The organism is Candidatus Hydrogenedentota bacterium (genome assembly GCA_035416745.1).
Lineage (GTDB): Bacteria > Hydrogenedentota > Hydrogenedentia > Hydrogenedentales > SLHB01 > UBA2224.
Window position 1 is genome coordinate 39,276 of record DAOLNV010000034.1, and the last position, 14,046, is coordinate 53,321.

The window sequence follows — 14,046 nt, forward strand, 5'->3', positions numbered from 1 at the left end:
TAGGCCCCACGCGTACCTTCCCCCTGTTTGCGGGCTTGAAAATCGAAGTCGAGCTGGCCGTTTTCATTGGCGTCGCGCGTGGCCAGCACATAGGCCCTCAGCACGTCAATATGGTACTGCAGCTTGATGTCGGCGACGGGCGGCGCATTGTCCGTAATGCCTCCCGTCTGCCCCCACGGACCGACGCCGATCAAGACATAATCGTCATATTGCGGTGTGGGGAAAGACATGTTGTAGTCATCGATGGGGTTGTTGCCCGGGCCCGCGCCGTCGTCAATGGCGTACATGTATTTGACCATGTCCGTGGCCTTCCATTTCTTGAAGAACCACGTTGCGTACTGGTCGGCCTGGCGCTTGTTCACAGGAAGGTAAATATACGGCGCCTGCACCTGGGACGGCACGAGGGGAGGGACGCCAATGTACAGCGGCTCGTAGTCCGGGCTGGCCGGGTCCTCCGCAAACAGGTACCTGTTGGGGCCGGTCTGTATTCCCGCCGGGGTGTACTCGAGGCGGTCCACCGCGCCGTTTCGGTTGGCATCGTTGGTATCGGAAAAGCGGTCATACAAATCCGTCACTCCAAACAGGCCGATCCGGGCGAGGTATGGCTGGAGATACATAAGCGGCGCGCCGCCCGCCGTATCATAACCGGTGTAGTAGCCGTAGGCGGGGGGATACCCGCCATGCTCGGAGGCATACACGGACAACGCGTTGCGTATGGCGTTGAAATCCGTGTCGACATCGCGGACCTTGGCCAGTTCCAGCGCTCTGGGCAATCCCACCGCCAGCAGGCCGGCAAGGATACTTATAATCGCGATAACGACAAGAAGCTCGATCAGGGTAAAGCCCCAGCCTTTGCCCGTGTACATGGGTCGCACCTCCCTGTTACAATGCACAGCGCACTGCCTATTCAAATGATAACATGGCATGGAGGTATCGTCAAATAATATCCCCATCAATGAGGCCGTTCTCTCGATATATCAAGGATATAGCCGAAATGAGCAAGCTGTGAATTATGCAATGACATCCAAAATGGCAACCCTTAACGAGGCTCAGCGCGAGGCCGTCAAACACCCAGTGGGCCCTGCCCTGGTCCTGGCCGGGGCCGGCACTGGGAAAACGCGCGTCATTATCGAACGCCTTGCCTGGTTAGTTGATGAGTGCGGTGTGGAGCCGCGCCATCTGTTAGCTATGACATTCACCAACCGCGCCGCCGACGAGATGCGCGGCAGGCTGGCGCAACGGCTCGGGATGCGCCGTGTCGGAGCGTGGCTGGGCACGTTTCATGCCTTCGGCTTGTACGTGCTTCGCCGCGAGATTGGGATGCTGAGGCGTTCCCGGCAGTTTACGGTGATGGACGACGGCGACCAGCTGACTCTGATGAAGCGCCTTGTAAAAGAGCTTCCAGCCCGGTATGTCCAGGTATCCCCCCGGCAAGCGCTCCAGTGGATCAGCCTGCGCAAACAGGACCTGAGAACTCCCGAGGACACGTCCGTTGATGGGGAGGATGAGGCGTGCCGTGCGCTGTGGGACCGCTATCACAGGGCGCTCGAGAAGAGCAATGGCCTCGATTTCGACGACCTGCTGGTCCTGTCCGCGCGGGTGTTCCGCGAGCACGATGAGGTCAGGGCGCGCTACGGGAGACGGTTCGCGTACGTGCACGTGGACGAGTACCAGGATACGAACCGGGCGCAGTACGTCATCGCCCGCGAACTGGTCCGGGATCACGGCAACTTGTTTGTCGTAGGGGACGAAGATCAGAGCATTTACGCGTGGCGCGGGGCGAGCATCCGAAACATCCTTGATTTCGAATCCGACTTTCCCGGCGCGCTGGTCTACCGCCTCGAGGAGAACTATCGTAGCACCAGCACCATCCTGAACGTGGCCAACGCGGTCGTGTTAAACAACGTAGGGCGTCTCGGCAAGACACTCCGGACGACGCGCAAGGAAACGCAGCCGGTGCGCGTGTACGAAGCCACGGACGCCGAAGACGAAGCCCGGTTTGTGGCGCACGACATCGCCGGAAGTGAATTGTCTCCGCAGGGCACGGCCGTCCTGTTCCGAACCAACGCCCAAGCGCGGCTCATCGAGGAAGCGCTCCGGAGAAACGGTATGGCCTACGTGGTCATCGGCGGCGTCTCTTTCTACGGGCGCAAAGAAGTGAAGGATATCCTGGCCTATCTCCGTATCATCGTCAACCCTGCTGACGATCAGGCGGTCCGGCGCGTGCTGAACGTGCCCACTCGCGGGATCGGCGACCATGCCATGGAGACTATCGAAGCGTATGGCGCCGAGCGCGGCCGCCCCCTTTTCGAGATTTTGCGCGAGGTCGAACATGATCAGACCCTGTCGCTCCGGGCGCGCGAGGGAGCAAGCCGCTTTGTGCATATTGTCGACGACCTTGCCCTGCAGGCAAAGACCAAGCCCCTTGCGGAGGTGGTCAATTCGTTGCTGAGCGCGATTCAATACCGGGATTATGTGAAGCGGTCCGACGAACGCGATTTTCGGACTGGGCTCGAGATCGTCGAGGAATTCGTGTCGGCATGCGTCAGATTCGACGAGGAAAAACGCGGGGAACTGCGGGAGTTTCTCGAAGAACTTGCCTTGTCGAGCCAGGTGGACGAACTCGACCCCAATGCGCCCGCGATCAAACTTCTGACCTGCCACAGCGCGAAAGGCCTTGAGTTCGACAACGTTTACTTGATAGGTTTGGAGGAAGGACTGCTGCCGCACGCGAGTGCGCTCGAGTCCGAAACCGAGGTGGAGGAAGAGCGGCGCCTGTGTTACGTTGCCATGACCCGTGCGCGTGACCGGCTTACCCTGTCACTGGCGCGGTCCCGCATCGTCTTTGGCATGCGGGAGATGCGGGAGCCCTCGCGGTTCCTGGGCGAGGTCCCCTCAAACTTGCTCGAGCGCGTCGAACCGGCGAAGGCTGAGGGGCGCGGCGGCGAGCCGAAGCCGTCGGCGAAACCGGCGGCGGACCCGGACGAAATCAAGATGGGAACGCATGTCCGGCATGCCCAGTTCGGTCCGGGCGTGGTAATGTACACCAAGGGCACGGGCAAAAAACTGCGGGCGCATATACGATTCCAGAGCGGCCGGACGCGCGAGTTCATGGTAAGCGTCGCGCCGCTGGAAATCCTCGAAAGGAAGAAACGGTGAGCCTGGACGAATTGCGAAAGCGAATCGACGAACTGGATTCCGAGATTCTGCGGTGTCTCAACGAACGCGCCAAATGCGCCATGACGATCGGCGACATCAAGAGAGCCAACAACGCGGCGTATTACGTGCCCGAGCGCGAGCGGGCCGTGTACGACAAGCTCCAGCGCGAAAACAAGGGGCCGCTTGCTGAAGCTGCGGTAAAGGCAATCTACCGCGAGATCATCAGCGCGGTCCGGGCGCTCGAAAAACCCGTGGACGTGGCGTTTCTGGGACCCCGCGACACCTTCAGCCACAAGGCATCGCTGCGGATTTTCGGGACCCATGCCACCTACCACCCGGTGGCGGCGGTCGACGACATTTTCACCGAAGTCGAGCGATTCCGCGTCGATTACGGCGTTGTGCCAGTTGAAACATCGATGGGCGGCAGCATCAGCGACACGCTCGATCGTTTCTTGAGTTCAGACGTCAAAATCGTGAACGAAATCATGCTGCACATCGTTGAGAACCTGCTGTCGAATTCGCCGCTGGAAGAGATAAGCAAAGTATATTCGAAAGCCCAGCCATTCATACAGTGCCGCAACTGGCTCAAAGCCAACCTTCCCACGGCCAAGCTGGTCGAGACCTCGAGCACGGCCGAGGCCGCGCGCGTTGCCGCGGGCGAGCCCGGCGCGGCGGCTATCGCGAGCGATCTCGCCGCCGAAACCTACAACCTCAACATCCTCGTCCGCGGAATCGAGGACGCTTCGGCGAACTTCACGCGGTTCTTCGTCATTGGGCGTCAGTTGGCGAAACCCACCGGAAACGACAAGACGTCTATCCTGTGCTACATCAAGGATCGGCCGGGGGCGTTGTACGATTTGCTGACGCCGTTGCGGGAAGCTAAAATCAATCTGACTCGCATCGAGTCACGGCCCTCGCGGCGCAAAGCGTGGGATTACGTGTTCTTCATCGACATGAACGGCCACTGCGAAGATCCCGATGTGAAGAAGGCGCTGCAGGAATTGTCGCATTATTGCACGGAACTCAAGGTCCTCGGGTCGTTCCCGGGCGGCGATTTGGTGTATTAGCGTTTACAATCTGGACGCCGGGACGCGGCACGCTGTCGGGGCGGACCGCTCCGGGGCCATGGTGAAAAACAGGCAGGGAGGTAACACGGTGAAGAAGGTGCTGTCGATAGGTTTGGCCGCGGCGTTGGGACTGGCTTGTATCGTGATCGTCAATGGCTGTGAGCGCGATAGAATGACCCCCCAACGAGCGGATGCGGCGCGCAAAGTCGAACTCAAACTGGCGGAGGCCGAAAAGGAAAAGGAAAATATGGAAAGCCAACACGAAGCCGCAAACACGGCTCTATTGGAGCGCGCGCCGTTGCCCGATGGGTATAACGGAGGCAAATCACCTCAGGACGCCACCCTGGCCGCCCCCGAGACCTTCAAGGTCCAGTTCGTATGCTCGAACGGTAATTTCGTGGTTGAATGCCACCGGGAGTGGGCGCCCTTTGGCGTGGACCGCTTTTACAACCTCGTGGTCCAGGGATTCTTCAACGAAGCCCGCTTCTTCCGGGTACTGCCCGGGTTCGTGGTCCAGTTCGGGATCAACGGCGACCCCGCGCTCATGGGGCAGTGGGGTGATGCGACCATCCAGGACGAACCCGTCAAGAAAGGCAACCAGAAAGGCACCCTCACCTTCGCCAAGTCTCCGATGCCTAACTCGCGCAGCACGCAGCTGTTCATCAACCTGACGGATAACACCGCCCAGCTGGACCCACAGGGCTTCTCGGCGTTCGGAGAGGTAATCGAGGGCATGAGCGTCGTCGAGAAGATCTCCCCCAAGTACGGCGAGCGGCCCAACCAGATGATGATTCAGGAGAAGGGTAACGAGTACTTGAAATCCAGTTTCCCTGACCTGGACTACGTCAAAGAGGCTTACATCGCGAAATAGTGATTTTGTGCGGGCGGGATCTCGAGATTGGTCCCGCCCTTCTTATGTAGTAGAATGGTCTCATCTCGGGTCTCGGTCAACTGATTCGGTCGTTTTGAACGACTTCTAACAGGAGTAAGGCCATGTCAAGCCTGCGCTGGGGAATCCTGAGCACTGCCCGAATCGGGAAGAGCGTGATGCGGGGCATCGGTATGAGCAACGCCTGTTGTATGCAGGCCGTCGCCAGCCGCGACAAATCGCGCGCGATCGAGTGGGCCAAGGAAAACGGCATTCCCCGCGCGTTCGGCTCCTACGATGAGTTGCTGCACTCGGGCGAAGTCGACGCCATCTACAACCCGCTGCCCAACAGCATGCATGCCGAATGGACCATCAGGGCTCTCGAGGCCGGTCTCCCTGTATTGTGCGAAAAGCCGTTCACGACCAACGCAGCCGAGGCCCGGAAAGTCGTCCAGGCGGCCAGGAGCAAGCACCTGCCCGTAGCCGAGGCCTTCATGTACCGCTACCATCCCGTCTACGACCGCGTCCGTGCGCTGATTGACGAGGGCGCCGTCGGCGATATTGTCACCATCCGGAGCACCTTCTCGTTTCCTCTCGACGACCCGAACGATATCCGTCTCAAGCCTGAATTGGCCGGCGGAGCGTTGATGGACGTCGGGTGTTACTGCGTGAATTTCGCGCGCATGATGGCCCGCTGCGAACCCGTGTGCGCCAGCGCGTTTGTTCGCCAGGGCGCCGTCGATAAGACCGTGATCGCGTGCCTCGAGTTTCCCAACAAACTGCTCGCGTATTTCGAGTGCAGTTTCGAGACCCATGTCCGTATGCGGGCCGTGATCGAAGGCACCGGCGGAACGCTCATCCTGCCCAGTCCGTGGTTCCCTGGCGAAGACCGGGCGGACATCATTCTGCGCCACGGCGACCAGGAAACACGCGAACACACGCCAGGCGCGGATACGTATCAGCTCGAGGTCGAGGATTTCGTCAACGCATGCCGGACCCGCCAGCCGACCCGTTGGCCCGCCGAAGACGCTATTGCCAACATGGCCGTGATCGACGCCATCCACCTGTCGGCAAAAGAGCGCTGCCCGGTCAAGGTTGCCAACGCCTGAAAAGGACCGGCCCAAGCGAGCCACGCGCCCCGCGTGACTGGACCGGTCCGTCCCGCAACGGAGGGCCGGTTTTCCAACCGGCTGGGAATTCGCCGGGGCCTGACAAACCCACACTCCGCTGAAGAAATACCCCTTGGGGCGAATCGCGTGTCGTCCAGTGAAGGTCCGCGCCACCGTCGGCGCCGCCGGGGAGATTCACAATTCTCCAGTCCCTTGCCCCTGAGCCCTCTCGATCAGCACCACCGCGAGGGCATAGGTCTTAGTATGCGACAACGTGAGATGGACCCGCGCGCCGTCGGGCAACAGGCCGCGCAGGGACGGGCCCAGCCGCAACTCGGGTTGTCCGCCCTCGCCACGGATTACTTCGAGCTCCGCCAAATCCCACTCCGCGCGGATGCCGGTCCCAAGCGCTTTAGCGAAGGCCTCCTTGGCCGCCCAGCGCGCGGCGAGGGTCTGCATCCGGCGCTTCGGCTTCTCGTCGGCGTACGCAAGCTCGGCGTCGCTGAACACCCGCAAGACCCTGCCGCGTTCGATGCGGCGCGCCATCTCCGCCACGTCCACGATATCCGTCCCGATGCCGAGGATCATGTCAGTGTTTTCTCCCGTACTGGCTGGTCACAGCTTGACGTACTCCGGTTTTCTGGTGACCGCACTGTGACTGATGCGGAAGGCGCCCGTGAGACGCCATTTGCTCAAAGACGGCCCCCCGTTGAGCAGGATCAACAAGAACACGGTAATGCTGACTGCCGCACTGGGACCCGAACCGAATCCGCGCCGCTCCATCTCGGTTACGATACAAAAGCCCGCCAGGAGGGCAGCCAAAGGCGCCGCGAAGATAACGTCATACTGGGGGATGATGATTCTGCCCGTGAACAGCCGGCCTAACAAGCTGATCGGCGCCCCATATCCGTTGCTGTACCTCATCAGACGGATGATCGCCGCGATCATGAACAAACAAAAGAGGCTACCTGCCAAGGATTCCGCAGAGTTCCCCTCAGAGACCCCCATATCATTGCGAAGGCAAGACCATCGTACAAAAGTGGCCACGGCAATGTAATACCCCGGCAACAGGGCCAGCAGCACGGCATCGATACGCGAGAACCACGGACGCTGCCAGCGCAAGCGCAATGCTCTAAGGGGCCAACCGAGATCGTCCGCAAGATGGCTCAGAGCCACGTCTCCCAGTTCGACAAGCCTGGGCGATACCTGTTCCAAAACCTGCTCCGCCCGCCGCCTTGAATACTTTCCGCCCAGGGTAATGGCATACGCATCGGGTTCCCACGGGAACCGGTACAGACTGCGCTCGAGTCCCCGGTGGGCCACGCCGTACAAGACTACCAGCGCCGCACACGACGCCCACGGCCAGGCCAGCAGACCCAGAGGCACGCCGAAACCGAAGGCGGCCGCATAAGTGTAAGGTCTGTCTCCTGCCCGCACCAGGATCCACAGCGCGGCCAGGCAGTATCCTGTCAGAAAGATCATCGGAACGATGTACACATCCAGCGGCGTGAAGAAATAGGTCAAGAGCGAGACGGCCGCCAGAACGATACAATCCTGCGTTGACACCCCAATCGGACCCAACGGCAACGGCTTGCCGGGCTGCCACGGCGTCGCGCGAAGCCATGCGAGATACTTGCGGTTCGTGAGAGGGTGACAACGCAGAGCGCGCGCAAAAGCCCATATCAGCATGACAAAACCGCCGATCCCGCACGCAAACAAGGGAAGGAATTCTTTCATCACGCTCGCCGTCACGCGCGCTATGTGGTACTGGGGCAATGTCGTATATGTGGCCAGGAACGTGTCCGTCCCTTCCGCGGCAAGGGCGAAGAGCAGCGAGCTCGCAAACAGCGCCAAGCAGACCTGCGCCATTGAGAAGCCGGGAACGCCCCTGCGAAACCATCGAATGAACGCTCTCATCGTTCTTCCCCTTCGAAATAGCGCTCGATGTTGGCGGCGGTATCGGGGTTGACGATATGCTCGAGGACCTCCTGCAGCGACCCGATGCATCCCGTCTGTTTTCGCAGGCCGTCCGGCGTATCGAAGGCGGCGATGCGGCCGTCTACCAGAATGACGATGCGGTGCGCGATCTCTTCGACGATCTCGGGGACCGGCGTCGCGATAAGCACCGTAACATCCCGCCGCTGGGCCAGCCGCTGGAGGACCCGCTTCAGCGCGAGAATGCCCGAGGGGTCCAGTCCGCCCGAAAACGGCTCATCAAGAATCATGACCGGCGCATCGGTGACCAGCGCCGAACACAAGGCGGCCTTCTTCTGCTGCCCCGTCGAACATGAGCCGATGGGAGCGTCCTGAACGCCCTCGAGGTCGAACAGGTGCAGCAGGCGGTCCGTATGGTCCAGCAGCCGTTCGTCTTCAACCTCGTAGACCCTGCCGACCGTGACGATGAAATCGCGGACCGCCATCATCGGGAGCCACGCGTCGGCGGGCAAGTAAGCGACGTCTTTGCGGATCGCGGCCTCTTCTTCCATGGTGCGGCGCCGCCGCCGGCCGTTGATCTCCACATACCCCTTCTGCGGCGAGAGAATGCCCGCGATAGCCGCCAGGAGCGTGGTTTTGCCCATGCCGTTAGGCCCCATCACGGCCGCCAGTTCTCCCGGATTGATGTGCAGGTCGATGTCCTTCAGCACCGGCCGGATACCGTAATGCTGCGTGAGGCTCACTACGTCGATCATAGGTCTACCGCATCCCTACTCCTGAAACACCTTCGTTTTCCCACTAAGATAATACACCTTGGCCGCCTTATAATTCGCCCTGTGCCGCGGAATAACCCCTTTCAAGCCCCCTCGGTGCTGTGCTGTCGCGTGGTCCCGGCCGCGCGACTCCGTTACGTCGCTGTCCCCCGGAATGCTTGCCGCCCCGTTTCATGTTATGTTAACCAATAGCCAAAGCAGGCAATCATCAGCACCCGGGAGAAAATTGTATGAAGGAACTGAGAAGCCAGCAGGACTGGCAGGCGTGCCTGGATGTTTCCGCTGAGAAACCCGTCTTTGTGTTCAAGCACAGCACGTCGTGTCCGATTTCCGGCGCGGCGCACAGCCGCGTCACGGAGTATGAGAAGCAAACCGCCGGGCAGGGGGCGGATGTTTACATGGTCAAGGTCATCGAGAGCCGGCCGGTTTCGAACCGGATCGCGGAAGACCTCGGCGTACAGCATCAGTCGCCCCAGGTGATTCTCGTCAAAGACCGGGCCGCGGTGTGGTCGGCGTCGCATCATGGGGTGCGCGGCGAGCGGATGCAGGAAGCGTTTGAATCCGCTGCGCCGTGACTACAGGCCTATGCGGGGGGCGAATCGGCATCCGGAGGCATGCCCGACGCGCCGCATGCTCGACGTGCGCTAACCAGTGTTCATCCGCCCCGTGCCAGCCCCGGACGGAAGGGGCGGCCGGAATCGTGCGGTTTCGGGAGGACTACTGCGTGCCGCCAATGGTGAGTTCGCTGATCCGGAGGGTCGGCTGGGCGTCGCTGACCGGTGCGCCCTGACCGTCTTTGCCGCAGGTTCCGATGGCGAACCCGAGGTCGTTTCCGACAGCCTCGATGTTCATCAGGGTATCCGGGCCGTTTCCGATGAGCGTCGCCCCGCGGACGGGCGTTTCGGCCTTTCCGTTGCGGATGAGATAACCTTCGCTGACCTCGAACACGTAATCTCCGTTGAGGGGGTTGACCTGTCCGCCCCCCATCTTCTTGACGAAGAGGCCCTTTTCGGTTTGGGAAAGGATCGCGGCGGGCTCGGCATCGCCAGAGACGATCATCGTATTGGTCATGCGCGGAATGGGTTTGTGCTGGTAGGATTGGCGCCGCCCGTTGCCCGTCGGCGTCATCCCCATCTTCGCGGCGGTCTTACGGTCATTGATGAAGCGGACGAGCGTGCCTTTGTCGATCAACACGGTGCGGCCCGTAGGAGTGCCTTCGTCGTCGACGCAGGCGGACCCGCGTTTGCCGGGAAGCGTGCCGTCGTCCACGACGCTCACCCCCGGCGCCGCAATCTGTTCGTTGAGCCGCCCGCAGTACTTCGAGACGCCTTTGTCGATGTGGTCGGCTTCGAGGCCGTGTCCGACGGCCTCGTGGACCATGGTGCCGCCGGCCTCACTGCTGAGGACCACGGGCATGCGGCCCGTGGGCGCAGGCTCCGCCTCGAGCATGAGACAGGCCCGTTTGGCCGCGCCCAGGGCAATGGTTTCGGGGGCCACTTCGTCAAACAGTTCGAACCCGAGCGTGCCGCCCGCGGACTCGTATCCGGTCTGCACCACGCCGCCGTCGCGAGCCACGACCCGAACCCAGAAGAGCAGTTGAGGGCGGGTCTCTTCGACGAAACAGCCGTCGGAATTCACAATGACAACGCGGCGCAGGGAATCGCCGTACGTTACGGCCACCTGAACGATGCGGGAGTCGTAGCCGCGGGCCGCCGCGTTCGCCTCGCGTATCAGTTCAAGTTTTCGAGGCGTGGGAATCTCCGACGGCGGCCGTTTGGGGATCGTGCCAAGCCGTCTGGGCTCGAACGCGAAATCATAGACCGCCTTGGCGTCGTGCGCGCCGCCGGCGATCTCGCCCGCAAGCGCGAGCAGGCTTTGCTCGGAAAGATCGTTGGTATGCCCGTAAAGCGTCCGGTCGCCGTTGAGATGGCGGATGCCCGCGCCGGCGTCGGCGCCCGTGATCACCTTCTCGACCTTGTCATTCTCGAAAGAGATGGATGTGCGAACGGTCTCTTCCAGAAAGATTTCGGCCAATTGCCCGCCGTTTCGCAGGGTTGCCTCGAGGATCGCCTCGGCATGTTTTTCAAGATCAATCACGCCATTACCTTTCTCTCTTCGCCGTAATCGTCGCGGCGGAGATGCGTGGCAGTATCCTCAATGCGGGAAGCACATCGCAACCTCGGCGGCAGTCACGGCGTGCATCCGTGGAGCGGCGCCTTCAGAGACGAAGCGCCCCGCGTGACCCGGAAGAACACCGCGGCGCCCGCCGCGAACAGGACAGCCGCGAACGCATCCAGCCACAACGGCTGGAACACGCCCGCCTCCGGCGGTGTCGTCAGGCCCTGGATCTCATAAGGAACTAATAGGTGTGCCACCAGGAATAGCGCATTGATTACGGCATGCATCCACACACAGGGCCATAACGAACCCGTTCGCAGATGAATCCCCGCCAGCAACAACCCTAACAAAAACGCCGGCATAATCTGCGCAGGATAGACATGAACAAGGCCGAACAGAAGCGCGCTGGCGAAACTCGAGGCCCAGGGCCCGTGACGGCGCAGCAATCCGCGAAGCACGACCCCGCGAAACAGGGCCTCCTCTGTGAGCGGGACGCTCACGACCAGAACAAAGAAAGCCCAAAAGGGCGAAGACATCAGTGATTCGAATATCTCCCTGAATTCGTCCTCCAACGGAATCATCTGACGGAGAAGATTATCCAGTTCAGACGCAATCAATGCCGCTCCGATTCCCAGAGGCACGAGCGCGGGAATAGCCGCCCACCGAAAAGCGCGAAGTCCGAAAGCCTGGCGCACCCTCTGCCCGCTCCGCCACCATCCCCACACCAGAAGAGGGAAAACCGCGGCCACGTTCACCAACATCAAGATGTCTGGTTCCTCGGGGACGAAGTCTCCCCGAGACCGTTTGAGGACGGAGATGGCCTCCGCCACGAACACGCCGACACACACAGCCGCACCCAAACGAAACAGCAGGAGCGCCGCGCTCATCAACACGGCTTCAAGATAAGTCATATAAGGCCATCCGGGGGGACGGGGGGCGGACGGCGCCGGCGACGCCGTCACAGCTTGAGAAGCCGCATCCGCCGGCGGCAGGTTCTGGCCGTCAGGTTCCATGAGAAAAGGCGATAAGGGCCCCCTCCGAAACGCGCATCCCCGCTATGGGGCAGCCCGCTTGGGGATAGCGCCCAACTCTCCTCAAATCACCCTGCCGGGGGCTGTGCGGTCACATGTTGCCCGGGCCGGGGATATCGTTAAGCAGGGGGATATTCCAGCCGAGGACCTTGGCCGCGAAGGCCGCAAACACCACCAGGATTATGATAGCAAATACCACCCCCAACAGCGCCCGGACTTTGGTCATACGCGCCATGCAAGGTCCCTCCTCGGATGCAAGCATCCGCTCATGCTCCCAGCACCACGATAGCGCAACCCGGGGAAAATGCCAAGACGGTGCTGGTAAGAACAGCTGCCGGACTCGCAAGGCTGTCTATTTCCTTTTGAGCCCTATCAGGTAGGCGAACGGGAACGACACGATCTGACGCATTCCCGCCACCGATGACACCTGCCGCACCATGCGCCCCACCTCGCCAACGAAGGCCTGGCGCAACACCTGTTCAGTGACCTCGCCCTCCTCGCGCACGGCCAACAGACGGTGGAAGCAGTACACACCCATCAGAAATGCAATCAGAAACACGAAATCGAGTCCTCTGAGATCAATGGTAGGCAATTCCCATGCGGCGAATTCCTGGGTCCAATCGTTAAACGACAGCGTGAGCTGTACCTCGTAAGGCTCGAACCAATCGGCGGCAAAACCGGCCAGCACCGGCGAGATGGTCGCCGCGATGCCGGACACGAGGGCGTTAACGGCCAGATACGATGCCCCGTTGCCATACGGCGCGGTTTTCATGGCCAGGTTGTTAGCGCAAAGCGCTACGCCGGCGGTCGCCATGCCCGCGATCACGTGGATCGCGATCAAGAGCGGGATGCTCAGGATATAGCGATCGGGCAACGTCGTAAACGGCCAGAAAAGGAAGCTGATGAAAAAAAGAGGCACCGAGAACACCAGCACGGACTTGTTGGTGAACTGGTCGGAAAGCCTTCTCCACACGCCGAAGAACAGCACGTTCGTAATCTGGCTGACCACCGAAAGCGAGAGCACCCAGGTCATGTTGAGACCAATGCGCCGAAGCATATACACGGTGAAAAAAGGCGTCGCGAAGTTGACTGCCGCGCCCCAGCACGCCAGAAAGGTTAGCAGATTGCGGAAATTGGTGTCTCGGAACGGACGGGCAAGCAATTCCCAGAGCGGCACGTGCTCGGCTTTGGGCATCGCCGGTTCCGGCGTGCTGCCCATGAAAAATACCGACACCAATCCGGCAACCCCCGCAATGGAGAACACTATCGTATACGCGCCGGCCGGGTTGGTGAAATGCTCCCGGTACAGGTCGACGGCCATGCCGCCGAGAAGGCTCAGAGCCGCTCCGGCGGCCGTGCTGTACGTCAGACGCCGCGCGAAGAATTTCCCCATGCGTTCGACCGGGACGAGGTCACGCAGCCACGAGCCGAAGGCGCATCCCGCGAACGCCCCGATACCGTAATGACATGCCAGAAACAGAAGGAAGAAGGGGACGCGGTAGTCTTCGGGCGCAAACCACGGCAACATGGCGATGGCAAACAGGCAGCTGCGGCTCACGGTGGCCGTGACCACCGTGATGACCTTGCGCATGCGGATGCCTTCGACGACGAAGATGGCGGGAATCTGGAGCATCTGCGACAGAGGCCCGACCGCCGCCAACACGCCGATCACCTTGTTACTGCCGCCAAGGATCAGCGCGAAAGCCACCAGGAACGGACCCGTCGACAAGACCATCATGGTCTGCCCGAACATACCGTCGTAGACAAGACGCGACACGGCCTTGTCGAGATCGGCTTCAACGAGTTCGGGTTTGGGTTTAGTCCATTGAAACATGTGCGACGCTGACGTACTGGAAAATGCCTGCCTATTCTTCTGCACCCGGAAACAATGCAGAAAGCAAATATAGTACGCACTCGTCAGGCGGTAAGCAAGGAAGGAAGGCCCTACTGCCCAAATCGGAGGATTCGAGCTTCGTGTTCCCTGTG

At 61.0% G+C, this 14,046-nt stretch carries 13 protein-coding genes; 5 read left to right on the top strand and 8 right to left on the bottom strand.

The window, feature by feature from the left end:
* Positions 1-866, bottom strand: an 866-nt coding sequence (locus PLJ71_11955; protein ID HQM49391.1) for a type II secretion system protein, incomplete at its 3' end; no start/stop codon positions are given.
* Between the two features lie 139 nt (positions 867-1,005).
* Here PLJ71_11955 and PLJ71_11960 point away from each other — a divergent pair.
* From PLJ71_11960 to PLJ71_11975, 4 genes are all read left to right on the top strand, one after another.
* Entirely contained in the window at positions 1,006-3,159 is a 2,154-nt protein-coding gene (locus PLJ71_11960) for a 3'-5' exonuclease (protein HQM49392.1), read from the top strand.
* Positions 3,156-4,226, top strand: a complete 1,071-nt coding sequence (pheA, locus tag PLJ71_11965; protein HQM49393.1) for a prephenate dehydratase — start codon at positions 3,156-3,158, stop codon at positions 4,224-4,226. The genes PLJ71_11960 and pheA overlap by 4 nt, the downstream gene beginning before the upstream one ends.
* Before the next feature lie 88 nt (positions 4,227-4,314).
* Positions 4,315-5,097, top strand: a complete 783-nt coding sequence (locus PLJ71_11970) for a peptidylprolyl isomerase (GenBank protein HQM49394.1) — start codon at positions 4,315-4,317, stop codon at positions 5,095-5,097.
* Between the two features lie 122 nt (positions 5,098-5,219).
* Positions 5,220-6,203: a Gfo/Idh/MocA family oxidoreductase gene (locus PLJ71_11975; GenBank protein ID HQM49395.1), complete on the top strand. Its 984-nt coding sequence runs from the start codon at positions 5,220-5,222 to the stop codon at positions 6,201-6,203.
* 195 nt (positions 6,204-6,398) lie between these two features.
* On the opposite strand, the gene acpS is transcribed toward PLJ71_11975, so the two are convergent.
* The 3 genes from acpS to PLJ71_11990 are packed head-to-tail and all read right to left on the bottom strand — an operon-like array spanning position 6,399 to position 8,893.
* Positions 6,399-6,791 (bottom strand): holo-ACP synthase, encoded by a 393-nt coding sequence (gene acpS, locus PLJ71_11980; protein HQM49396.1) that lies wholly within the window; start codon positions 6,789-6,791, stop codon positions 6,399-6,401.
* 27 nt (positions 6,792-6,818) lie between these two features.
* Entirely contained in the window at positions 6,819-8,120 is a 1,302-nt protein-coding gene (locus PLJ71_11985; GenBank protein ID HQM49397.1) for a hypothetical protein, read from the bottom strand.
* Positions 8,117-8,893: an ABC transporter ATP-binding protein gene (locus tag PLJ71_11990; protein ID HQM49398.1), complete on the bottom strand. Its 777-nt coding sequence runs from the start codon at positions 8,891-8,893 to the stop codon at positions 8,117-8,119. The genes PLJ71_11985 and PLJ71_11990 overlap by 4 nt, the downstream gene beginning before the upstream one ends.
* Before the next feature lie 248 nt (positions 8,894-9,141).
* On the opposite strand from PLJ71_11990, the gene ytxJ reads away from it, so the two are divergent.
* Complete coding sequence (ytxJ, locus tag PLJ71_11995) at positions 9,142-9,486, top strand: bacillithiol system redox-active protein YtxJ (protein ID HQM49399.1); 345 nt, start codon at positions 9,142-9,144, stop codon at positions 9,484-9,486.
* 142 nt (positions 9,487-9,628) lie between these two features.
* On the opposite strand, the gene PLJ71_12000 is transcribed toward ytxJ, so the two are convergent.
* From PLJ71_12000 to PLJ71_12015, 4 genes are all read right to left on the bottom strand, one after another.
* Positions 9,629-11,008, bottom strand: coding sequence for a TldD/PmbA family protein (locus tag PLJ71_12000; GenBank protein ID HQM49400.1), 1,380 nt, complete (start codon positions 11,006-11,008; stop codon positions 9,629-9,631).
* A 92-nt stretch (positions 11,009-11,100) separates the two neighbouring features.
* The gene (locus PLJ71_12005) at positions 11,101-11,940 is read right to left on the bottom strand and encodes a CPBP family intramembrane metalloprotease (protein ID HQM49401.1); all 840 of its coding nucleotides are present in this window, start codon (positions 11,938-11,940) and stop codon (positions 11,101-11,103) included.
* Between the two features lie 211 nt (positions 11,941-12,151).
* Complete coding sequence (locus PLJ71_12010; GenBank protein HQM49402.1) at positions 12,152-12,295, bottom strand: hypothetical protein; 144 nt, start codon at positions 12,293-12,295, stop codon at positions 12,152-12,154.
* 117 nt (positions 12,296-12,412) lie between these two features.
* Positions 12,413-14,046: MFS transporter (locus tag PLJ71_12015; GenBank protein HQM49403.1), on the bottom strand; the 1,634-nt coding region annotated here is incomplete at its 5' end.